The 22,131-nt window shown below is 59.5% G+C and carries 17 protein-coding genes, 1 pseudogene and 2 riboswitches; of the genes and pseudogenes, 14 read left to right on the top strand and 4 right to left on the bottom strand.

Annotated elements, in window-relative coordinates; genetic code table 11:
• The first annotated feature begins 124 nt into the window (after positions 1-124).
• The gene (locus tag L904_RS21175; protein WP_031234224.1) at positions 125-370 is read left to right on the top strand and encodes a hypothetical protein; all 246 of its coding nucleotides are present in this window, start codon (positions 125-127) and stop codon (positions 368-370) included.
• Between the two features lie 95 nt (positions 371-465).
• On the opposite strand, the gene L904_RS21170 is transcribed toward L904_RS21175, so the two are convergent.
• Positions 466-2,232 carry a glucan ABC transporter ATP-binding protein/ permease gene (locus L904_RS21170; protein ID WP_035265200.1) on the bottom strand — a complete coding sequence of 589 codons (1,767 nt, stop codon included), beginning with the start codon at positions 2,230-2,232 and terminating at the stop codon, positions 466-468.
• Between the two features lie 339 nt (positions 2,233-2,571).
• Between L904_RS21170 and L904_RS21165 the strand changes: the two genes are divergently transcribed.
• From L904_RS21165 to L904_RS21140, 6 genes and pseudogenes are all read left to right on the top strand, one after another.
• Positions 2,572-3,309, top strand: coding sequence for a LuxR family transcriptional regulator (locus L904_RS21165; RefSeq protein WP_035265197.1), 738 nt, complete (start codon positions 2,572-2,574; stop codon positions 3,307-3,309).
• 106 nt (positions 3,310-3,415) lie between these two features.
• A pseudogene (pyc, locus tag L904_RS21160) lies at positions 3,416-6,876 on the top strand (pyruvate carboxylase).
• A gap of 126 nt (positions 6,877-7,002) precedes the next feature.
• Complete coding sequence (locus tag L904_RS21155) at positions 7,003-7,803, top strand: DeoR/GlpR family DNA-binding transcription regulator (RefSeq protein WP_020810993.1); 801 nt, start codon at positions 7,003-7,005, stop codon at positions 7,801-7,803.
• Positions 7,804-7,815: 12 nt separating this feature from the next.
• On the top strand, positions 7,816-9,006 hold the full coding sequence (locus tag L904_RS21150; RefSeq protein ID WP_020810992.1) for an MFS transporter: 1,191 nt from the start codon (positions 7,816-7,818) through the stop codon (positions 9,004-9,006).
• A gap of 120 nt (positions 9,007-9,126) precedes the next feature.
• The gene (gene ispG, locus L904_RS21145) at positions 9,127-10,377 is read left to right on the top strand and encodes a flavodoxin-dependent (E)-4-hydroxy-3-methylbut-2-enyl-diphosphate synthase (protein ID WP_003520322.1); all 1,251 of its coding nucleotides are present in this window, start codon (positions 9,127-9,129) and stop codon (positions 10,375-10,377) included.
• A gap of 66 nt (positions 10,378-10,443) precedes the next feature.
• Positions 10,444-11,106 carry an OmpA family protein gene (locus tag L904_RS21140; RefSeq protein WP_035265192.1) on the top strand — a complete coding sequence of 221 codons (663 nt, stop codon included), beginning with the start codon at positions 10,444-10,446 and terminating at the stop codon, positions 11,104-11,106.
• Positions 11,107-11,136: 30 nt separating this feature from the next.
• On the opposite strand, the gene L904_RS21135 is transcribed toward L904_RS21140, so the two are convergent.
• Positions 11,137-12,051 (bottom strand): polyprenyl synthetase family protein, encoded by a 915-nt coding sequence (locus L904_RS21135; protein WP_059762660.1) that lies wholly within the window; start codon positions 12,049-12,051, stop codon positions 11,137-11,139.
• Between the two features lie 236 nt (positions 12,052-12,287).
• On the opposite strand from L904_RS21135, the gene mtgA reads away from it, so the two are divergent.
• Positions 12,288-12,935 carry a monofunctional biosynthetic peptidoglycan transglycosylase gene (mtgA, locus tag L904_RS21130; protein WP_211393980.1) on the top strand — a complete coding sequence of 216 codons (648 nt, stop codon included), beginning with the start codon at positions 12,288-12,290 and terminating at the stop codon, positions 12,933-12,935.
• 15 nt (positions 12,936-12,950) lie between these two features.
• Here the strand turns inward: mtgA and L904_RS21125 are convergent, their stop codons facing one another.
• Both L904_RS21125 and metA read right to left on the bottom strand, forming a co-directional pair.
• Positions 12,951-13,970: an aldose epimerase family protein gene (locus L904_RS21125; RefSeq protein ID WP_035262185.1), complete on the bottom strand. Its 1,020-nt coding sequence runs from the start codon at positions 13,968-13,970 to the stop codon at positions 12,951-12,953.
• Between the two features lie 176 nt (positions 13,971-14,146).
• Positions 14,147-15,073: a homoserine O-succinyltransferase gene (gene metA, locus L904_RS21120; protein ID WP_035262182.1), complete on the bottom strand. Its 927-nt coding sequence runs from the start codon at positions 15,071-15,073 to the stop codon at positions 14,147-14,149.
• 83 nt (positions 15,074-15,156) lie between these two features.
• Positions 15,157-15,233: riboswitch (SAM riboswitch) on the bottom strand.
• Between the two features lie 89 nt (positions 15,234-15,322).
• Here metA and L904_RS21115 point away from each other — a divergent pair.
• The 6 genes from L904_RS21115 to L904_RS21090 all read left to right on the top strand — a co-directional run bounded on the left by L904_RS21115 (position 15,323) and on the right by L904_RS21090 (position 21,865).
• On the top strand, positions 15,323-15,976 hold the full coding sequence (locus L904_RS21115; RefSeq protein ID WP_020811008.1) for a thiamine diphosphokinase: 654 nt from the start codon (positions 15,323-15,325) through the stop codon (positions 15,974-15,976).
• Positions 15,977-15,980: 4 nt separating this feature from the next.
• Complete coding sequence (locus L904_RS21110) at positions 15,981-17,807, top strand: ABC-F family ATP-binding cassette domain-containing protein (protein ID WP_020811007.1); 1,827 nt, start codon at positions 15,981-15,983, stop codon at positions 17,805-17,807.
• Between the two features lie 98 nt (positions 17,808-17,905).
• Complete coding sequence (locus L904_RS21105; RefSeq protein ID WP_003520331.1) at positions 17,906-18,298, top strand: VOC family protein; 393 nt, start codon at positions 17,906-17,908, stop codon at positions 18,296-18,298.
• 45 nt (positions 18,299-18,343) lie between these two features.
• Positions 18,344-18,454: riboswitch (TPP riboswitch) on the top strand.
• Positions 18,455-18,493: 39 nt separating this feature from the next.
• Positions 18,494-19,507 carry a thiamine ABC transporter substrate binding subunit gene (thiB, locus tag L904_RS21100; protein WP_020811006.1) on the top strand — a complete coding sequence of 338 codons (1,014 nt, stop codon included), beginning with the start codon at positions 18,494-18,496 and terminating at the stop codon, positions 19,505-19,507.
• Positions 19,508-19,526: 19 nt separating this feature from the next.
• A complete protein-coding gene (thiP, locus tag L904_RS21095; RefSeq protein WP_020811005.1) occupies positions 19,527-21,152 on the top strand; it encodes a thiamine/thiamine pyrophosphate ABC transporter permease ThiP in 1,626 nt (541 codons plus the stop codon).
• Positions 21,149-21,865, top strand: a complete 717-nt coding sequence (locus L904_RS21090) for an ATP-binding cassette domain-containing protein (RefSeq protein WP_035262178.1) — start codon at positions 21,149-21,151, stop codon at positions 21,863-21,865. The genes thiP and L904_RS21090 overlap by 4 nt, the downstream gene beginning before the upstream one ends.
• Positions 21,866-22,131 lie beyond the last annotated feature (266 nt).

Below are 22,131 nucleotides of genomic sequence, written 5' to 3'. Positions count from 1 at the left end.
GAGATAGGGTCATATTGGCGAAGGTTTTGATGGCGCGGTGCCAGACCGTCCGGTGCGGACTGTCGTCAGTCTTTTCGAGAAAAGCAGCAGTCGCCAATAGTCGGTCGATCGGAAGGGAGTTATCTTGCAATTCAGCGCATCTTTCACAGAACTTGCACTGTTGGCGTTGCTCGCCATTCTTTCCCTGGCGTTGTCGTGTTGGTTGGCGCGCTACCCACGCAAAACGAGCGTCGGAATAATGCTTGGTGTGTTGCTTGGAATTTTCCTGACCAATCTCGCAGCAGGTATTGTCGCCTTTCTGGGAAATTTCCTCCCCTTCGGGCAGATCGATTTCTGGCTGGCAAGTTCCTTGACCGGAATTCTTCGATAGACGACCTGTGATCTGGCGGGGCCGTCGGGAAGCGCACAAAGAAAAAGGGCGGACAGCATGCTGTCCGCCCTGTCTTCATTCCGTCAGCCAGACCCTCAGGAGGCAATGGCCTTTGGCCGGGGCTGCTGGTTTTCGTCTTCCGTCAGCAGGCCGCTGGTGCGCAGCAGCGAGGTAAAGCGTCCGCCGCGCTGGCTCAGCTCATCGAAGGTGCCCTTTTCGATGATCCGGCCCTGATCGAGGAAGAGGACGAGATCGGCATCGCGAACCGTGGAAAGGCGGTGGGCGATGATGAAGGTCGTACGGTTCTTTCTCAGCGCGTCGACAGCGGCCTTTACCCGGGCTTCCGTTTCCACATCCAGCGCACTGGTCGCTTCGTCGAGAACCAGAATAGGAGCGTTCTTCAGGATGGCGCGGGCAATGGCGATGCGCTGGCGCTCGCCGCCGGACAGGCGGTTGCCGCGTTCACCCACCTGGGTCAGATAGCCGTTGATGCGGCTGTCGATGAAATCCGTCGCCGCTGCGGCTGCCGCTGCTTCCACCACTTCCGCATCGGTGGCCGATTCACGGCCGAGGCGGATATTTTCGCGAATGGAGCGGTTCAGCAGGCCGGCATCCTGAAACACCGTGGCGATGGAGTTGCGGAGCGAATTTTTCGTCACCGTCGAAATATCGGTCCCATCGATCAGGATCTGGCCGGAATCGGGATCGTAGACCCGCTGCAGAAGGTTGATGAGCGTGGTCTTGCCGGCACCTGTCGGCCCGACGATAGCGACTGTCTCGCCGGCCTTGGCCGTGAACGAAACGTCGTGAACGCCCTGCTTGGTGTTGGCGAAACCGAAATTGATGTTGCGGAACTCCACCGTGCCGGAGACATTCGACAATTCGCGCGCATCGCCCGGTTCTTCCCGTTCCTTGACGGAATCTTCCAGCACGAAGAAGTCCTCGAGCTTGGCGCGGGCTTCGAAAATCTGCGTCACGAATTGGCGCATCTGGTCCAGACGGCCGATCAGGAGATTGGCGAAACCGATGAAGGCGATGACATCGCCAACGCGCAACTCGCCGTTCTTCACCAGCACGGTGCCGATGACGAGGATGATCATCATCGAAACGGTGGAGGCCGTGCGGTTCAGAGCACTGGCGAAGGCCCACCAGTCGAGCACCGGATATTGCGCGCTCAGCAGCTTTTCGGTGAAAGATTTCAGCGCCTTCGTTTCAGCCTCGATGCGGTTGTAGCTGTGCAGCACCGACACGTTGCTGATGGAATCGCTAACATGGGCAAAAACGCTGTGATAGTGCTCCTCTACCGAAGCCTGGCCATCCTTGGTGCGGCCCATCACCCACTTGCCGATGAACCAGTAGACGATGCCGAGGCCAATCAGTACGAAACTGAGGCGCATGTCCATGGACATGGCGGTCGGCACAAGCAGCACCAGCGCGACGAAAGTGGCCAGATGCGTGCGCATGAATTCGAGCCAGAGGCCAAACAGCGTTTCGCTGGCGCGCAGCAGCGTGTGGAGGGCGTTCGACGTGCCGCGCTGATGGTGCCAGGAGAGCGGCATCGAGATGATGCGCCCAAAGGCTTCCGTCAGCAGCGAAGCGCGCCGGCCATGGGCCAGCCGGTCGGCCTCGCGGGCGACAGCCACATAAGCGACGGTGTTGAAGACACCGAACCCGGCCCAAAGAATGAGAATGGGCGTGACATTGGTGCCGGAAGAGATGGCGTCGATGATCCGGCCGAACAGCACCGGTTCGGCGATGGTGATCGCTGCAAGAATGACGTTGGCGATGACGACCACCGTCACCCGCCATTTATGTACGGTCAGATAGCGCAGAGCGCGTGTGTAAACCTGAAACAAGGTCAAATTTTCAATCCAGTCCGAGCGTCTTTTTCGAGCGGTTGTTTGTTCGGCCTCAAGGCAAGTTATTTTAGCAAGGTTGCATGAGACGGCGAAATTTGTGTAATTATCGCTCTTTCTGTCTGAATGGCGGCTTAACAGATTGACCGCGCGTGCGAACCGAAAAAAACCGAACCCGATGTTTCCCGGGGCCTGCCGTCACAAGATTTCGCATCTTCGTTTCAGGGATTGCTAACGACGATATGTTCAATCTCAACCGACCGGCGCCCGAGTAACATGACGTCATCGCGGGACCACGTCCTTCGTGTCATTCCCTTCAAGCCAAGCTCCGGACCACGTGTCTTTATGCATGATATTCTTCACTTCATCTCTGCGTGTTACCAGGCGGGAAGCGCCGACCGCGTTCGTTCCGAATTTGCAACGCTCATTCGCGAATACGGTTTCGAATATTTTCTCGTCAGCAGGCGGATGACCGGGGAGCTCGCCTCCACCGGACACATCCTTGCGCAACATCTGCCCGAAGGCTGGCTGGAGGTCTACAGGGCCAAGAAATACAATCTCGTCGATCCCGTCCGCAAGGTGATCGGCATGGTGCACAAGCCGTTTCAGTGGAAGGAAGCGCTGGAGGGTCTGCCGCGTGCGATGCATCGCAAAAGGGCGAGCGTCTTTTTCCACGATGCCGGCCGGTACGGCCTGCAGGGCGGTTACGCCTTTCCCGTACATGGCCGTGCGGGCTTCATCGGTGCGGTCTTCATCGGCGGCCAGGATCGGCAATTGCCCTCTTTGCAGGTGGAACTGCTGGATGCGGCCACGCGTGCCGTGTTCTGGCGCCTGCTCGATCTTTCCGGGCAGGCCCATGGCTTCAGCAATGCCCCTGACGTTGCCGCTCTCGAGCTTACGAGGCGCGAAATGGAGGTGCTGACGCTGATGGCGGACGGCATGACCTCCACCGAAATTGGACGCCAACTATCGATCTCCAACCACACGGTCGACTGGTATATCAACGGAATCCAGCGCCGTTTCAGCGCCAAGAACCGGCAGCATACCGTAGCGCTTGCTTTTCGCCATGGTTTGCTGAGCTAGCGCAAACAGGACAGTTCTCGCCGGAATTGCCCTTTCCAAGACCGGGTTTTGCTGCTTAATTCCGCAGTGCAGCAGAAATTTTGTTTTGGCGTGTGGGGAGACCGTCTTGAAAATATCGAAAATACTTGTTGCCAACCGATCCGAAATTGCGATCCGCGTTTTCCGGGCAGCGAACGAGCTTGGGATTAAAACCGTTGCGATTTGGGCGGAAGAGGACAAGCTGTCTTTGCACCGCTTCAAGGCGGACGAATCCTATCAGGTCGGCAGGGGGCCGCATCTCGCCAAGGATATGGGACCGATCGAGAGCTATCTTTCGATCGAGGAGGTTATTCGCGTAGCCAAGCTCTCCGGAGCGGACGCGATTCATCCCGGTTACGGCCTTCTGTCTGAAAGCCCTGAATTCGTGGAGGCCTGCAACAAGGCCGGCATCACCTTCATCGGACCGACGGCGGATACGATGCGCCAGCTCGGCAACAAGGTGGCTGCGCGCAATCTGGCGATCTCGGTCAACGTCCCCGTTGTTCCCGCTACCGATCCGCTGCCCGACGATATGGCGGAAGTGGAGCGCATGGCCGAGGAAATCGGCTATCCGGTCATGCTGAAAGCCTCCTGGGGCGGCGGCGGACGCGGCATGCGCGCCATCCGCAGACGAGAGGATCTCGCCCGCGAGGTGACGGAAGCCAAGCGCGAGGCGAAGGCTGCTTTCGGCAAGGACGAGGTCTATCTGGAAAAGCTGGTCGAGCGTGCTCGCCACGTCGAAAGCCAGATTCTCGGCGACACACACGGCAATGTCGTGCATCTGTTCGAGCGTGATTGTTCGATCCAGCGCCGCAATCAAAAGGTGGTCGAGCGTGCGCCCGCGCCCTATCTCACCGAAGCGCAGCGTCAGGAACTTGCTGCCTACTCCCTGAAGATCGCCGCCGCGACCAGTTATATCGGTGCCGGCACGGTCGAATATCTGATGGATGCCGATACCGGCAAATTCTACTTCATCGAGGTCAATCCGCGCATCCAGGTGGAGCATACCGTTACCGAAGTCGTGACCGGTATCGATATCGTCAAGGCGCAGATCCATATTCTCGAAGGCGCCGCCATCGGCACTGCGGAATCCGGCGTGCCGCGCCAGGAGGATATCCGTCTCAACGGCCATGCGCTGCAGTGCCGTATCACGACGGAAGACCCGGAACATAACTTCATTCCGGATTACGGCCGTATCACCGCCTACCGTTCCGCTTCTGGCTTCGGCATTCGTCTGGATGGCGGTACTTCCTATACCGGCGCTGTCATCACCCGCTATTACGATCCGCTGCTCGTCAAGGTAACGGCCTGGGCGCCGCAACCGGATGAGGCGATCAACCGCATGGACCGCGCGCTGCGCGAATTCCGTATCCGCGGCGTTGCGACCAACCTCACCTTCCTCGAAGCCATCATCGGTCACGACAGTTTCCGCAACAATACCTATACGACCCGCTTCATCGATTCGACGCCGGAACTGTTTGCGCAGGTCAAGCGTCAGGACCGTGCCACAAGCTCCTGACCTATCTTGCCGACGTGACCGTCAACGGCCACCCGGAAACCAAGGGTCGCGCCAGGCCGTCCGAAAAGGCGGCAAAACCCGTCGTGCCTTATATCGATGCGCCGACGCCCGATGGCACCAAGCAGTTGCTGGACAAGCTTGGCCCGAAGGGCTTTGCGGACTGGATGCGCAATGAAAAACGTGTTCTGGTCACCGACACGACCATGCGTGACGGGCACCAGTCGCTGCTGGCCACCCGCGTTCGCACTCATGATATTGCCCGCGTCGCCAGCGTTTACGCCAAGGCGCTGCCGCAGCTTCTCTCGCTGGAATGCTGGGGCGGGGCGACGTTCGACGTTTCCATGCGCTTCCTGACGGAAGACCCATGGGAGCGTCTTGCGCTGATCCGCGAAGGCGCGCCGAACCTGCTGCTGCAGATGCTTCTGCGCGGCGCTAACGGCGTCGGATACAAGAATTATCCCGACAATGTCGTCAAATACTTCGTCCGTCAGGCCGCAAGGGGCGGGGTCGATCTTTTCCGCGTCTTCGACTGCCTGAACTGGGTGGAGAATATGCGCGTCTCGATGGATGCGATTGCCGAGGAGAACAAGCTCTGCGAGGCGACCATCTGCTATACCGGCGATCTGTTGAATTCGGCTCGTCCGAAATACGATCTCAAATATTATACCAACCTTGCCGCCGAGCTTGAAAAGGCGGGAGCTCATATCATCGCCGTCAAGGATATGGCGGGCCTGCTGAAACCGGCCGCCGCCAGGGTTCTGTTCAAGGCGCTGCGTGAGGCGACCGGTCTACCGATCCACTTCCATACCCACGATACCTCGGGCATTTCCGCCGCGACCGTTCTTGCGGCCGTGGATGCCGGTGTCGACGCCGTCGATGCTGCAATGGATGCCTTCTCCGGCAATACGTCGCAGCCATGCCTCGGCTCGATCGTGGAGGCGCTGGCGGGATCGGAACGCGATACGGGTCTTGATACCGAATGGATCCGCCGCATTTCCTTCTACTGGGAAGCTGTGCGCAACCAGTATGCCGCCTTCGAGAGCGATCTCAAGGGACCGGCCTCGGAAGTTTATCTGCACGAAATGCCGGGCGGCCAGTTCACCAACCTCAAGGAACAGGCGCGTTCGCTGGGTCTCGAAAGCCGCTGGCACGAGGTGGCGCAGGCCTATGCCGACGCCAACCGCATGTTCGGCGATATCGTCAAGGTGACGCCGTCCTCCAAGGTCGTCGGTGATATGGCGCTGATGATGGTCAGTCAGGATCTGACGGTGGCCGACGTTGAAAACCCCGATCGTGAAGTGTCTTTCCCGGAATCGGTGGTGTCGATGTTGAAGGGCGATCTTGGACAGTCGCCTGGCGGCTGGCCGGCAGCCCTGCAGAAAAAGGCGCTGAAGGGCGAAGCACCCTATACGGTTCGTCCGGGTTCGCTGCTGGAAGATGCTGATCTCGATGCCGAACGGAAGGTGATCGAGACCAAGCTGGAGCGCAAGGTCGACGATTTCGAGTTCGCGTCCTATCTGATGTATCCGAAGGTGTTCACGGATTTCGCGCTGACAGCCGAGACCTATGGCCCGGTTTCCGTGCTGCCCACCCATGCCTATTTCTACGGCATGGAGGATGGCGAGGAACTGTTTGCCGATATCGAACGCGGCAAGACGCTTGTCATCGTCAATCAGGCCTCGTCCGGCACGGATGACAAGGGCATGGTGACGGTGTTCTTCGAGATCAACGGCCAGCCGCGCCGCATCAAGGTGCCGGATCGTGCCCATGGTGCTTCCGGCTCCGCCGTGCGCCGCAAGGCCGAGCCCGGCAATGCCGTCCATATCGGCGCGCCGATGCCAGGCGTGATCAGCCGCGTCTTCGTCAACCAGGGCCAGGACGTCAAGGCCGGCGACGTGCTGCTTTCCATCGAGGCCATGAAGATGGAAACCGCGCTTCACGCCGAACGCGACGGCAAGATCGCAGAAGTTCTGGTGCGCCCCGGCGATCAGATCGATGCGAAGGATCTGTTGATCGCTTACGGGGAATAAAGCCGTATCCGATCATTGATGAGTGTCAGACGCCCGCCTCTCCGGCGGGCGTTTTTTGTTGCGCAGCCGTAAAAACTCGAATATGCATGTTCGTGCACGTTTATTCCTGTTTATGCATGAGTTCCGATGAGCGATCATTTTGTCAGCGAGCGGCAGGCGCTCATCCTTGCGCAGTTACGGCAAAGCGGCCGGGTGCTGGCGCAGGATCTCGCGCAGAATTTCGGCGTTTCCGAAGACACCGTGCGCCGCGACCTGCGTGAGATGGCAGCCCGGGGAGAATGCCTGCGGGTTTATGGCGGGGCGTTGCTTTCCGACAGCAAAACGGTGCCGCTGAAGACGCGCATTGCCGAGGATGCCGACCGCAAGGCCTTGCTGGCGCGCGCCGTTGTCCCGCTTCTCGAACCGGGCATGGTCGTCTTCATCGATGCCGGGTCCACCAATCTCGCCATTGCAAGGGCGCTTCCCGCCGGGCTCAACCTGACGGTGGTGACGAATACGCCCGCCATTGCCGCTGAACTGACGGGGAGGGCCGATATCGATCTGGTGCTGATCGGCGGTAAGGTCGATCCGGCCGTAGGTGCTGCGATTGACGCCATGGCGCTTCGGCAGCTCGAACTGATGCGGCCCGATCTCTGCATTCTCGGTGTCTGCGGCGTTGCGGCCGAGACGGGTCTGTCGGCGGATGTTTTTGAGGATGCGGTGTTCAAGCGGCTTGCCTGCAGCGCCAGCCAGCGGATTGTCGCCGCCATCACCACGGAAAAGCTCGGCCACAGGGCAGCTTTCCATGTGCATGATTTTTCTCCACCTCTTTCCCTCGTGCTGGAACAGGATGCCGACCGCGCATTCGTCGAGGCGCTGTCGGCAAAGGGCGTACAGATTTATTGCGGCGATGATGACGTCGCTCAGTTTTCTCATGGTCAAGTCTGAAGGATATTGCCGATGAATGGCCCCACGACATTTTCGCCGACAGGCATACGCTCGTCCTATCTGACGCGGCACAGGCTGGGTGTTTCCCTGCTGTTCTTGATGAACGGTTTCATGATGGGGTCATGGGCGCCCAAGATTCCGGAATTTGCGGCGCGCCTGTCCCTCAGTGAGAGCGCGCTCGGCCTGATCATCCTGGTTTTCGGCATCGGTTCGCTGGTTTTCATGCCGATTGCCGGTTCGCAGATCGCCCGTTTCGGCTCGCGTACGGTCAGTCTCGTCACTGCGGCGATCTTTTTGCCGACCCTGCTTTTCATTTCCTGGGCGGGCACGGTGTGGGCCGGGGTGATTGCGGTGTTTCTGTTCGGCGGGCTGACGGGGGCGATGGATGTCGCCATGAACGCCAATGCGGTGGCGGTGGAACGGGATATGCGCCGCGCCATCATGTCGTCTTGCCACGCCTTCTGGAGCCTTGGCGGCCTGATCGGCGCCGGTCTTGGCGGTTATCTCATCACGGCCATCGGTGTGCAGGGGCACGCCATTGCGTTGACGGTCATCGCACTCGTGTTGCTGGTCATCGCGTGGCCGCGCGTCCTTGCGGATCGTCCGCATCCGGAGGAGGAACGCCCGAAAGGCGGCCTGCCGCTGACGCCGCTGCCGTGGATCATCGGCCTGATGGCGCTGTTCTCGATGATTCCTGAAGGCGCTATCCTCGACTGGGGCGCACTTTATCTGCGCAATGAACTCGGTGCTTCGGTATCGCAGTCCGGTTTCGCCTTCGCGGCCTTCTCCATGACCATGGCGGCGATGCGGTTTGCCGGCGATCTGGTGCGTGACCGCTTCGGCGCCGTGACGACCCTGCGCTTCTGCTCGGCCATGTCGATTATCGGTCTTATGATTGCCGGTCTTGCGGGAAATTCCACTATCGCGATCATCGGTTTCGCGATTGCCGGCATCGGCATTTCCAACATGGTGCCGATTGCCTTTTCCGCCGCCGGTAACATGCCGGGACTGGCGCCCGGCATTGGTCTCTCGGTCGTCACCACCATGGGTTATTCCGGTATTCTGGTGGCGCCATCGGCCATCGGCTTTATTGCCGAGCATACCGGCCTTGCCAGCGTCTTCATCGCCCTGCCGCTCTTGCATGTGGTGGTTCTGCTGCTTTCGCGGCTCGCCCGCCATGCGGATGGCGCGGGCAAGGAATAGGCGTCTCGAATTTTGCCATGATTGCGGTAAAGTAGAAGCTCTCATGCGTTGGGTGTTGACAAGCAGGCCCCCTTGTTTCACCTCAATTGCCAGACCTTGCCGCAAGCTCCAGAGACCGCCATGACGTCACATGCCGATTACGATCCCAAGCCCCGCCGCGCATCCGTCGCCGTAGACGTGGGCGGTGTCATCGTCGGTGGCGGCGCGCCCGTCGTCGTGCAGTCGATGACCAACACCGATACGGCGGATATCGACGCCACCGTCAGCCAAGTGGCGGCGCTCTTCCGGGCCGGTTCGGAAATCGTGCGCATCACCGTCGACCGCGACGAGAGCGCGGCCGCCGTGCCGAAAATCCGCGAACGGCTGCTGCGTCTTGGGCTTGATGTGCCGCTTGTCGGCGATTTCCATTATATCGGCCACAAGCTTCTGGCCGATCATCCGGCCTGCGCCGAAGCTCTGGCGAAATACCGCATCAATCCGGGCAATGTCGGCTTCAAGGACAAGAAGGACAAGCAGTTCGGCGAGATCGTCGAAATGGCGATCCGCTACGACAAGCCTGTGCGAATCGGCGTCAACTGGGGGTCGCTCGATCAGGAACTTCTGACCACGCTGATGGACAAAAACAAGGAGCAGGGTTTCCCTCTCTCCGCCCGTCAGGTCACGCGTGAGGCCATTGTTCAGTCGGCGCTGATTTCCGCCGAGCTTGCCGAAGAGATCGGCCTGCCGCGCAACCGCATCATCCTCTCAGCCAAGGTCAGTCAGGTGCAGGACCTGATCGCCGTTTATTCCATGCTGTCGGAACGCTCCGATCACGCCCTGCATCTCGGCCTCACCGAAGCGGGCATGGGCTCCAAGGGCATCGTCGCCTCGTCCGCCGCCATGGGTTATGTGCTGCAGCACGGCATCGGCGATACGATCCGCGTCTCGCTGACGCCGGAGCCGAATGGCGACCGCACCCGCGAAGTGCAGGTGGCGCAGGAACTGCTGCAGGTCATGGGTTTCCGCCAGTTCATTCCGGTCGTTGCGGCATGTCCCGGCTGCGGACGCACCACGTCCACCGTCTTTCAGGAACTTGCCCAGAACATCCAGAATGATATTCGCAAGAACATGCCGATCTGGCGTGAGAAATATCCGGGTGTCGAGGCGCTCAATGTCGCTGTCATGGGCTGTATCGTCAACGGTCCCGGTGAAAGCAAACATGCCGATATCGGCATTTCCCTGCCCGGAACTGGCGAAAGTCCGGCAGCGCCCGTCTTTATCGACGGTGAAAAGGCGCTGACCCTGCGTGGTCCCAATATCGCCGCCGATTTTGAAGCGCTTGTGATCGATTACATCGAAAAGCGTTTTGGCCGGAAAGATGCGGCGGAGTAAAGAGTACCGTGAAAAGGCCGGAATTCCACTGTCATACCTCCTGAACCTCTCGGAGCATCAAAACACATGATCAAAAAAATCGCGATCGTCGCCCTTTGCGGGGCCTATCTTTCCGCCTGCACCACCACCGATCCCTATACGGGTGAGCAGAAGATGTCGAACACGGCGGGCGGCGCCGGCATCGGCGCCGTGGTCGGTGCTCTGGGTGGTCTGGCTGTCGGCGGTTCGCCGACCGGTCGCCGCAATGCCGCGCTTATCGGTGCGGGCATCGGCGCGCTCGCCGGCGGCGCTATCGGCAATTACATGGATGGCCAGGAAGCCGAGCTTCGCGCCCAGCTTCAGGGGACGGGCGTTTCGGTTACCCGCCGTGGCGACAGCATCGTTCTCAACATGCCGTCGAACATCACCTTCGCGACGGACCAGGATCAGGTCATCCCGCCATTCTATCAGACGCTCGATTCCGTCGCCATCGTGCTGAACAAGTTCAACCGCACGCTCATCGACATCAACGGCCATACCGATTCCACCGGCAGCGCCGGTTACAATCAGGGCCTTTCGGAGCGTCGTGCCGCATCGGTCGCCAATTATCTCGGCGCGCGCGGCGTCGACCAGCGCCGTATTTCGACACTCGGCTTCGGCCCGTCGCAGCCGATTGCCTCAAATGCAACGCCGGATGGCCGCGCTCAGAACCGTCGCGTCGAAGTGCTGATCTCGCCGCTCAAGGGCTGATCGGGTAATGAAAAGCTGAGTGGAAGCCGCTCAGCTTTTTCGTTCAGCGATGAATCTGGCGGCCGCGATGAGAATCGCGGCCTTTTCTCCATAAGGGGTCAGCAGTTCGCTGGCTTCCGCCACTTGCTCCCGCAGCTGGCTGCGCGCCCAGTCCTCGCCGCGCAGCGCCACAAGCGTTCCCTTGCCGCGCGCGGCGTCCTTGCCGGTTGCCTTGCCCATGGTGGCGGCATCGGCCGTCAAATCCAGAAGGTCGTCGGCAAGCTGAAAGGCGAGGCCGATCTTTTCGCCGAAGAGACGCAACCTTTGCCTCTCGGAAACATCGCTGCCGGCGATGATTGCGCCTGCTTCGCAGGCAAAACGCAGCAGTGCACCGGTTTTCATAGCCTGCAATGTAATGACGCCGGCTTCATCGGGTGCTTTCTTTTCCGCAGCTAGATCGAGGGCCTGGCCGCCGGCCATGCCGCCAATGCCCGCCGCGCGGGCAAGCGAAAGTACGAGCGCGGCCTTGCGCTCGGCCGCAAGCGGATTTTCATCCGATGCGATGATATCGAAGGCAAGCGTCAGCAGGCTGTCGCCGGCGAGAATAGCGGTTGCCTCATCGAATTTGCGATGCACGGTCGGCTGGCCGCGGCGCAGGTCGTCATCGTCCATGGCCGGCAGATCGTCATGAACAAGCGAATAACAATGGAGGCATTCCAGTGCCGCGCCGACATAAAGGGCGGCTTCGGCATTCCCGCCTGCAAGGGCGGCACTTTCGATGACGAGGAAGGGCCGCAGGCGTTTGCCGCCGTTCAGCACGCCATGGCGCATGGCGTCGAGCAGGTTTTGCGGGCGGGTGATCTCATCCGCGCGGGCTTCGCCGGAAAGCAGGCGGCCAAGCAAGGCTTCGGTTTTTGTCGCGTTTTCGCGCAGCTTCGTTTCGAAATTTGTCATCGCAGCGTCCATGCCGCGCTCTTTGGCATGCCGCGCGAATGCAGGCAAACCTTTTCGTGATTCCAGAGGTGCAACTATTTGAGCGGACTCGCCTTGAAGGCGGCAATGGACTATGAAAGGCTTCAATTGGTGCGGGGCTTTGACGAATATTGAGCAGTACGCCTGAAAGCGACGCAGATTACGCCGTGCTGGCGGAAGACCGGAGCAGTCCGAAGGTGGATTTTCGCACGTTGGCAAAGCGTATCGTCATGACCTTGCTGGCTTTGCTGATCCTGCCCTATCTGCTGATTCCGGTTTATGCGCTGCCGTTTATCCGGCCGGTCTCGACGCTGATGCTCGCCGATCTGGTGACCCTGCAGGGATATGACCGGCGCTGGGTGCCGCTTGAGGATATTTCGCCGCGCCTTGTGCAATCCGTGATGATGTCCGAGGACGGTCAATTCTGTTTCCATGGCGGCGTGGACTGGAACCAGATGCAGTCCGTGGTCAGCAATGCGCTCGACGGGGCCGCGACGCGTGGGGCGAGCACCATTCCGATGCAGACGGCCAAGAACCTGTTTTTATGGAACGGACGTTCGTTTTTGCGCAAAGGGCTGGAACTGCCGCTCGCGATTGCCGCCGATTTCGTCTGGTCCAAAAAACGGATGATGGAGATTTATCTCAACGTTGCCGAATGGGGACCGGGCATTTATGGAATCGAGGCTGCCGCCCAGCACCATTTCAAGGTGCCTGCCGCAAAACTCAGCTCACGTCAGGCGGCGCTGCTGGCTGTGTCATTACCCAATCCAATCGACCGCGTCGCCAGCAAGCCGGGACGCGGGCTGCAACGGCTTGCCGGCCTTATCGAACGGCGCGCCCGCGCCTCTGGCGGCTATGTCGGCTGCGTGCTGGATTGACCCCGGCGCGCCGCGTCAGCCTTTCTTGAAAATATAGTCGGTTTCCTGACGCAGGGTTTCACCCGGCCGCAGGATGGCGTGCGGGAAATCCGGGTGGTTGACGGCGTCCGGCCAAATCTGCGTTTCCAGGCAGAAACCGGCAAAGGGGCCGTAGTGACGGCCATCGAGGCCCGGAACCGGGACATCCAGTTTGAAGGCCGAATAAAACTGCACACCGGGTTCGGTGGTGTGAACCTCAAGTGCGATATCGGAGGCCGGCGAATAGGCGCGGGCGACCTTGCGTTTTGCGCGGCGCTCGGGTGACAGGCAGAAATTATGGTCGTAGAGAACCTGCTCGCCATTTTCCTTGCGCCGCATCGGTGTCGGGTGGCGCAGGTCGAAGACGGTGCCTTCGACGGAGCGGATTTCGCCCGTCGGTATCTGCTTGTCATTGGTGGGCAGGTAAAAATCAGCCGCGATGCTGATCTCATGCCCAAGCGCGGTGTCTGCGCCATCGAGATTGAAATAGGAATGCTGGCAGACATTGGCGATGGTCGGCTTGTCGGTCACCGTTTCATAGACCACCGAAAGCACGCCGCCGTCGAGGATCGTATAGGTGGCCGTGACCGTGCAATTGCCGGGATAACCGGCGCGGCCATCGGGGTCGATGATCTGCAGAACCGCATGGCTTTCGCCATGTTCCATCAGCATCCAGTTGCGCTTGCCCATGCCGTCGCTGCCGCCATGCAGGTGGGTTACGCCCTTTTCATTGAGCTCCAGCTGGTATTCGTGCCCATCGATCGAGAACCGGCCATCGCCGATACGGTTGGCGTTGCGGCCGGGGGTGGCGCCGAAATAGGAGGAATATTTGTAGTCCTCGAACCTGTCGAAGCCGAGAACGAGCGGCGGCTGGTGCCCCTCGAGGCGCAGATCCTGAATGACCGCGCCCCAGGTGATGACCTTGGCCGTCAAACCGCCTTTCGAGATGGTGACGCGTTCGACCTTTTCGCCGGTCGCCGTGAAACCGAAATTCTCCCGCGCCGCCGCGTCGCTCATCTCGTCATTCTCCCTGGTGTTGCGAATTGCCGGGCGGACGTTGCGTCATTTTCCGGCAATTCGCAATCCCGCAATTCAAAGCATGTCTCCCAAAAGTGTGCCGCGGTTTTGGGAAAAAGACATGCTTAAAACAGAACGAAAGCGCGTCGCATGCGTTCGATAAAACGCGACGCGCTTTACGCGGCCAGTTGCCCGATGGCCTCGAGATCATAGGGCGTCGTCTGGTATATCTCGTTGATCCAGTTGCCGAAAAACAGATGGGCATGGCTGCGCCAGCGGTTGAGCGGGGCAAGTTCCGGGTCGTTGTGCGGAAAATAATCATGCGGCAGCTTGATGGGCACGCCGGCATTCGCGTCACGGAAATACTCATCCGAAAGCGATGTCGAATCATATTCGACATGGTTGAACATATAGAGCCTGTTGCCCTCTTTCTCATGCACCAGACAAACGCCCATTTCCTCGGATTCCATCAGGATTTCGAGTTTCGGATGTTTTTCGATATCGGCACGGCGTACTTCCGTCCAGCGCGAGACCGGGACCTGGAAATCATCCGAAAAGCCGTTCAGATAGATCGATGAGGGGCAGAGATTGCGGTGACGATAGACCCCGAAAGCCTTTTCCTTCAACTCGTGCTTCGGCACGCCGTGGAAATGATAGATGGCGGCCATCGCGCCCCAGCAGACATTCAGCGTCGAATGAACGTTGGTCTGCGTCCATTCGAAAATCTTCTGCATTTCATTCCAGTAGGTCACGTCCTCGTAGGCCAGCGTCTCGACGGGCGCGCCGGTAATGATGAAGCCGTCGAACTTGCGGTGGCGTACTTCTTCCCAGGTCTCATAGAAGGACAGAAGATGTTCTTCCGGCGTATTCTTGGCACGATGGCCGCCGATACGTATCAGCGAAAACTCGACCTGCAGGGGAGAGGCGCCAACGAGCCGCGCCATCTGGATTTCCGTCTTGATCTTGTTCGGCATGAGGTTGAGAAGCCCGATCTGGAGCGGGCGGATATCCTGCCGGATGGCCGCCGTTTCGGTCATGACCCGCACGCCCTCATGAACGAGGGTCTCAAAAGCGGGAAGCGTATCGGGAATCTTGATCGGCATGTCGAACTCTCTTTTCCGGATCACGTAAAGAACGTTGCGAAAACAAAAAAACCGGCAGCGAAATCGCGACCGGTCCCAGGAAATTGCCCTTTTCCTCGACCCTTTAGCGACTTCTTTAAAGTGGCTGCAAGCCGGTCGGCAAATCACCACTGAGGCGTTTCATAATCCCGAAGCCGGCGAAAATCAATATAGGCCGATTTCATCGGGTTTCTGCTTTCCATTTTTGGCCGAGGTGCGATAAGGCAGGGCATGAATAAAGAGCGCTTCACCATTCTGCTTGGCGGCGATGTTACGGTAACCGATCGTCTGCAAGAGGCGGTCGCGGATAGCCGTGTGATTGCGGCCGACGGCGGCATGCGCCATGCCGGGCCGCTTGGCCTTGCGCCGGAGTTGTGGGTCGGGGATTTCGATTCCGCCAGCAAAGAGTTGCTGGAGGCCTGGCCCGATGTAGCGCGGCAGCCATATCCGGCCGCAAAGGCGGTGACGGATGGCGAGATCGCGGTATCGGAAGCTCTCTCCCGTGGCGCGCATTCGCTGGTGCTTGTCGGTGCGCTTGGAGGCGCGAGAAGCGACCATGCGCTTCAGCACCTCCTTTACGCGGTGGCGCTCGCCGAACGTGGTATCGACGTTACGCTGACCTCCGGTGAAGAAGAGGCGCGGCCGCTGCTTGCCGGTTCGCTGGATATCGATTTGCCACCCGCCTCGCTGTTTTCGGTTGCCGGATTTACCGCCCTTGAGGGGCTCGATATCGGCAATGTGCGTTATCCGTTGAAGGATTTCGCGCTTGCTTTCGGTTCGTCCCGCACTATTTCCAATGTCGCGAATGGCGGCCCCGTGCATTTCTCGCTGAAAAGCGGAAAAGCCATCGTGCTCGCCCGCCCTTATGATCTGACCGGAGCCTGACGCCTTGGCACCCCCAATTTTGAAACTCGATGACATCAAGCTGACCTTCGGCGTGACCCCGCTGCTCGACGGCGCCAATCTCCAGGTGGAACCGGGCGACCGCATCTGCCTCGTCGGGCGCAACGGTTCCGGCAAGTCCACCCTGATGAAGATCGCCGCGGGTCTCGTCGAGGCGCAGTCGGGCGAGGTTTTCCGGCATCCGGCCGCCACCATCCGTTATCTGGAGCAGGCTCCGGATTTTGCCGGTTACGACACGGTTCAGGCCTATGCCGAAGCGGGGCTCGGCCCCGGTGACGATCCCTATCGCGTCACCTATCTTCTGGAGCATCTTGGCCTCACCGGGCAGGAACACCCTGCAAGCCTTTCCGGTGGTGAAGCGCGACGTGCGGCTCTTGCCCGCGTCATGGCGCCGGAACCCGATATCCTGATGCTGGACGAACCGACCAACCATCTCGATCTGCCCACCATCGAATGGCTTGAAAGCGAGCTGCAGCAGACGCGCAGCGCACTGGTGCTGATTTCGCATGACCGGCGTTTTCTCGAAAAGGTCTCGACTTCGACCGTCTGGCTGGATCGTGGCCAGTCGCGCCGTCTCAATCGCGGTTTTGCTCATTTCGAGGAATGGCGCGACAAGGTGCTGGAAGAGGAAGAACTGGAACAGCACAAGCTCGGTAAGGCCATCGAGCGCGAAGAACACTGGATGCGTTATGGCGTGACCGCAAGGCGCAAGCGCAACATGCGCCGCGTTGGCGAGCTTCAGGCCATGCGTGCGGAATATCGCGGCCACAAGGGGCCGCAGGGCACGGTGCAGGCGACCGTTACCGAAGGGCGTGAATCCGGCAAGCTGGTCATCGAGGCCGAGGCCATCACCAAGGCTTATGGCGAGCGCGTGATCGTCGCGCCGTTTTCGCTGCGCGTCCATCGCGGCGATTGCATCGGTTTCGTCGGCCCGAATGGCGCCGGTAAAACCACGCTTCTGAAGATGCTCACCGGCCAGCTGGAGCCCGATAGCGGCTCGGTGAAGCTCGGCACCAATCTGGAGATTGCGACGCTCGACCAGAAACGCGAGGATCTCAATCCCAACGATACGCTCGCGCATTATCTGACCGATGGTCGTGGTGAAAATCTGCTGGTCAACGGCGAATTGAAGCATGTGACGGGCTATATGAAAGACTTTCTGTTCCAGCCGGAACAGGCCCGCACGCCGATCCGCAACCTTTCCGGGGGCGAGCGCGCGCGCCTTATTCTGGCGCGCATTCTGGCGCGGCCGACCAATCTTCTGATCCTCGACGAGCCGACCAACGATCTGGATATCGAAACGCTCGATCTGTTGCAGGAAATCGTTGCGGGCTTTTCCGGCACCGTTATCCTCGTCAGCCACGACCGCGATTTCCTCGACCGCACCGTCACCTCCACCATCGCGCCCGTCAATCCGGATGAGCCGGACGGACGATGGATCGAATATGCCGGTGGCTACTCGGACATGATGGCGCAGCGCAAGGGCGCGGCGGAAGAAAAACGCAAGGCTGAGAAACAGGAAAAGGCGAAGGCCGCACCTTCGGCCTCTGCATCGCAGGATCCTTCAAAGGCCAAGGGCAAGCTTTCCTTCAAGCAGAAATTCGCGCTCGAAAATCTTCCGAAGGAGATGGAAAAGGCGCAAGGCGAAATCGCAAAACGCGAGCAGCGCATGGCCGATCCGGAACTTTTCACAAAGGACCCGGCGGCCTTCAACACGCTGGCGCAGGAGATGTCAAAGCTGCGCGACAAGCTGGAGGCCATGGAAGAAGAATGGCTGGAACTGGAGATGCTGCGCGAGGAACTGGAGGGCTGAAGGCAATCAGTTCCCCGTTTGACCGGTCCTCCTTCGGCCTTTGACAGAAAAGCAGAATTGCCGTTCTATGCCGGCGTTCGTTTGGAGGAGTTGTGAAAATGCGCATGATTTTCGTCAATCTGCCGGTCAAGAATATCGAGACATCAAGGAACTTCTTCACTGCTCTCGGTTTCAGCTTCAACCCGGAATATTCGGATGACCGCACGCTCTGCATGATCGTGGAAGAGAATATCTTCGTGATGCTTCTCCAGGAGGGACGTTTCCGCGATTTCATCAACGGCGACATTGCCGACGCGACGCGAACCACCGAGGTTCTGACCTGTCTTTCCGCCGGAAGCAGGGAGGAAATCGACCGGATGATCGCCACGGCGCTCGCCTCCGGCGGCAGCGGCTGGAAGCCCGTTCAGGACCATGGCTTCATGTATGCCGGCAGCTTTCAGGATCCCGACGGGCACGTCTGGGAACTGGTGCATATGACGGAACAGGGCTGACCTCGGCCATCTTGCCAATCAGGGACGGCGGGACTACACCATCATCTTGATCTAACGGGGTGTCTTTTGCGCTTGGGTGCAAAAGGCTGAGAGGCTTGCCAACCCGAAGAACCTGATCCGGTTCATACCGGCGGAGGGATTAGACGGCTTTAACGCAGGCGGCTATTTCCCTATCGTTTTTTTGAGGAGATACCCGTGCGCTGTCGTCTTTTCCTGAATTCCTTCGTTGCCGCCTCGCTGTTTCTGCCCGGTCTTGCCGTTGCACAGGATAGACAGGAACTGACTGTCTACACCTATGAAAGCTTCGTTTCCGAATGGGGTCCCGGTCCCAAGGTGAAGGAGGCCTTCGAGAAGGTTTGCAATTGCACGCTCAATTTCGTCGGCGTGGCCGATGGCGTGGCGCTGCTCAATCGTCTGAAGCTTGAAGGGGCGGGGTCCAAGGCGGATGTCGTCGTCGGTCTCGACACCAATCTTGTCGCGGAAGCAAAACAGACCGGTCTGTTCGATGTCAGCGGCATCGATGCATCGGCGGCCAAGGTGCCGGGCGGCTACACGGACGATGTTTTCGTTCCCTATGATTACGGTCATTTCGCTGTCATCTATGATACGCAGACGGTGAAAAACCCGCCGGCGAGCCTGAAAGACCTCGTGGAAGGCGACGCGTCGCAGAAAATCGTCATTCAGGATCCGCGCACCTCCACGCCGGGGCTTGGCCTGCTGCTATGGGTGAAATCGGTTTACGGCGACAAGGCCCCGGAGGCCTGGGAAAAGCTCAGGAAGCGCATTCTCACCGTTACGCCGGGCTGGTCGGAATCCTATGGCCTCTTCACCAAGGGTGAGGTGCCGATGGTGCTCTCCTACACCACCTCGCCCGCCTATCACATGGTCGCTGAAAAAACGGATCGTTATCAGGCCGCCGCCTTTTCCGAAGGGCATTACATCCAGATCGAGGTTTCCGGTCTCCTTAAAAACGCGCCGCACAAGGAGCTGGCAAAGCAGTTCCTCGCTTTCACGCTGACATCCGGTTTTCAGGATGCCATTCCGGAAAACAACTGGATGATGCCGGTCGCGGCGACCTCCAAGCCCTTGCCGGAGGCGTTTTCAAAACTCGTGGTGCCGCAGAAGACTTTCCTGATGGATCCGGAAGAGGTGGCGAAGAACCGCAAGGCATGGATCGATGAATGGCTTGCCGCCATGAGCATGAATTGAGGAAGAGGCACACCCGCGCATGATGCTGCGTCGCGATTACCGGCGGTCGATCATTTTCGGAACGGCGGCTTTTGCCGCCGTTTTCCTGTTCATGGCGCTCGCGGTTGCGGCTCTCCTGTCTTTTGATGCCGGCGCGTCCGCTGCCGGCATCATGGATGCCTATACGCTGCGCATCCTGCGTTTCACGCTTTATCAGGCAACGCTTTCCACCCTTCTTTCCATTGTTCTCGGCCTGCCGGTGGCGCTGGCGCTTTGCCGTCGGCGCGAGTTTCCGGGAAGGATCTGGATCATCAGGCTGATGGCGGTGCCGATGGGTCTGCCGGTGATCGTCGGCGCCTTCGGTATCATCACCATCTGGGGCAGGCAGGGCGTTTTGAATTCGGCACTCGTTTTTGCCGGGGCGGATGAGCCTTTCAGCATTTACGGCCTGTCCGGCATCCTCATTGCCCATGTGTTTTTCAATCTTCCGCTTTCGGTGCGGCTGATGCTGGCCGGGCTGGAGCGCATTCCGGGCGAATATTGGCGCATGGCGGCGAGCCTCGGCATGGGGCCGGTTTCGATTTTTCGGTTTATCGAATGGCCGGCGGTCGCGCGTCTCGTTCCCGGCATTGCCGGGCTTGTCTTCATGCTGTGCGCCACCAGCTTCACGCTCGTTCTTCTGTTGGGCGGCGGGCCCGCGGCAACGACGCTGGAGGTGGCGATCTATCAGGCGCTGCGGTTCGATTTCGATCCGCAGCGGGCGATTGCGCTTTCGGTTTTGCAAATTGCCCTCACCGCAATCCTGCTTGGCCTTCTTGCCTTTTTGCCGTCGCCTGAAGCGGAAATTCCCTCGCTTGGTCGTTCCCTTCGCCGTTTCGACGGAAAGGGCATCGGTGCCCGCCTCTGGGATGGCGCGGCAATCGTGTTCGCTGTTCTGCTGATCGGCCTGCCGCTTGTCGCCATAGCAGTCTCAGGTTTGAGGGCCGATCTGCCGCGCCTTCTGTCCGCGCCGATTTTCCTGCGCGCGGCGGTGACCAGTCTTGCAATCGCCGCACTGTCCGCAGCCCTTGTCGTGCTTTGCTGCATGGCGATCATCGGCGCGCGCCAGGCGATAGGCTCCAGACGGCAGGCGGGGCAACCCCTGCGCTTCCTCGCCGCCATGCTGGGGGCAGGGTCTTCGCTGGTGCTTTTGGTGCCGCCAGTCGTATTGGGAAGCGGATGGTTCCTGTTATTGCGGGTTTTCGGCGATGTCAGCTTTTATGCGCCGATCCTCGTGGCGCTCATCAATATGCTGATGGCTTTGCCGCTTGCCATGCGGGTGCTGGAGCCGGCCTGTACCAGTCATTTCTTGCGAACCGGCCGGCTTTCCGCCAGTCTCGGGCTTCAGGGCCTGACGCGGCTGCGGTTCGCCGATCTTCCGGTTCTGTGGCGGCCGCTGGCCATGGCGTTTTCTTTCGCCATGGCCCTGTCTCTCGGCGATTTAGGCGCGGTTGCCCTGTTCGGATCGGAAAGTTTCGTCACCCTGCCATGGCTGGTTTACAGCAATATGGGCAGCTATCGTACCAATGACGCCGCCGGTTATGCCTTCCTTCTCGGTGTCGTCTGCCTGCTGCTTGCCGCAGGCGGTGTTGCACGGCAATCCCAATCAGCAAGGGCGAGCATATGACAGGCGATGATTTTGCCGTTGAACTGGACAAGGTCAGGCTGCGGCTTGGAACACAGGATTTCGACCTCGATTGCACATTCCCGCAGAGCCGGATAACCGCCGTCGTCGGCGCGTCCGGTTCGGGCAAGTCGACGCTTCTCAACCTCGTCGCCGGTTTCGAGGCGCCGGATTCCGGCCGCGTGATGATCGGCGGGCAGGACATGACGGCGCTCGATCCTTCGGAAAGACCGGTCTCATCGATCTTTCAGGATAATAATCTGTTTGCGCATCTCGATATCTTCACCAATGTCGCTCTCGGTGTCAGCCCCGGGCTGAAATTGCGGGTGGAAGACCGGGAACGGATTGAGGTGGCGCTTGCACGTGTCGGTCTGGCGGGTTTCGACAAACGTTTGCCGGGCACGCTTTCCGGCGGAGAAAGGCAGAGAGCGGCGCTGGCGCGTGCGCTGGTCAGGAAAAAACCAGTCATGCTGCTCGACGAGCCTTTTGCGGCACTCGATCCGGGACTGCGGGCGGGTATGACCTCCTTGCTTCTCGACTTGCATGGAGAAACAAAAAACACGGTGATTATTGTCACCCACCATCCCGAAGACATAAAGAAGCTGGCACAGCAGGTGGTTTTTCTTGATCGCGGCCGGGTTGTCTATGTCGGCTCGACCGCAGATTTCTTCGCCACACAAAATGTGAAGGCGGTGGACAGTTTTCTGAACGGGTGATCGCCTTATTTTCGACGTGTGCCGCTGGCAATCGCTTTAGATGACTTCAATGGCGCTAATTTGCACTTGCCAGTTTCAAGTTGTTGCCCGAGAAAAGATGGGAATTATTGCGTTCTTCAGGAATAATCCGGACTTGATGGATCGTTTTTACCGTTTCGGCATTCATCGCCCGTTGGGGCGAATCTGTTATTCTGGTCTGCAATTAACGGATGATCAGGAACGTTAGGGGCAGGCATAGAGAATGAGAAATAGCATGACTGCACAGT

The organism is Agrobacterium sp. LY4 (genome assembly GCF_001526585.1).
Taxonomy (GTDB): domain Bacteria; phylum Pseudomonadota; class Alphaproteobacteria; order Rhizobiales; family Rhizobiaceae; genus Agrobacterium; species Agrobacterium leguminum.
The sequence above is the reverse complement of the archived record's forward strand: the minus strand, read 5'-3'. Positions and strand labels throughout refer to the sequence as shown.

Bases quoted from the DNA above. Each gene is read 5' to 3' on its own strand.
- L904_RS21165 (WP_035265197.1), top strand. From the start codon at position 2,572: ATGCATGATATTCTTCACTTCATCTCTGCGTGTTACCAGGCGGGAAGC.
- L904_RS21135 (WP_059762660.1), bottom strand. From the start codon at position 12,051: ATGGACGCTGCGATGACAAATTTCGAAACGAAGCTGCGCGAAAACGCG.
- thiP (WP_020811005.1), top strand. From the start codon at position 19,527: ATGATGCTGCGTCGCGATTACCGGCGGTCGATCATTTTCGGAACGGCG.
- L904_RS21125 (WP_035262185.1), bottom strand. From the start codon at position 13,970: ATGAGCGACGCGGCGGCGCGGGAGAATTTCGGTTTCACGGCGACCGGC.
- ispG (WP_003520322.1), top strand. From the start codon at position 9,127: ATGACGTCACATGCCGATTACGATCCCAAGCCCCGCCGCGCATCCGTC.
- metA (WP_035262182.1), bottom strand. From the start codon at position 15,073: ATGCCGATCAAGATTCCCGATACGCTTCCCGCTTTTGAGACCCTCGTT.
- mtgA (WP_211393980.1), top strand. From the start codon at position 12,288: ATGACCTTGCTGGCTTTGCTGATCCTGCCCTATCTGCTGATTCCGGTT.
- L904_RS21150 (WP_020810992.1), top strand. From the start codon at position 7,816: ATGAATGGCCCCACGACATTTTCGCCGACAGGCATACGCTCGTCCTAT.
- L904_RS21090 (WP_035262178.1), top strand. From the start codon at position 21,149: ATGACAGGCGATGATTTTGCCGTTGAACTGGACAAGGTCAGGCTGCGG.
- L904_RS21115 (WP_020811008.1), top strand. From the start codon at position 15,323: ATGAATAAAGAGCGCTTCACCATTCTGCTTGGCGGCGATGTTACGGTA.
- L904_RS21155 (WP_020810993.1), top strand. From the start codon at position 7,003: ATGAGCGATCATTTTGTCAGCGAGCGGCAGGCGCTCATCCTTGCGCAG.
- L904_RS21105 (WP_003520331.1), top strand. From the start codon at position 17,906: ATGCGCATGATTTTCGTCAATCTGCCGGTCAAGAATATCGAGACATCA.
- L904_RS21140 (WP_035265192.1), top strand. From the start codon at position 10,444: ATGATCAAAAAAATCGCGATCGTCGCCCTTTGCGGGGCCTATCTTTCC.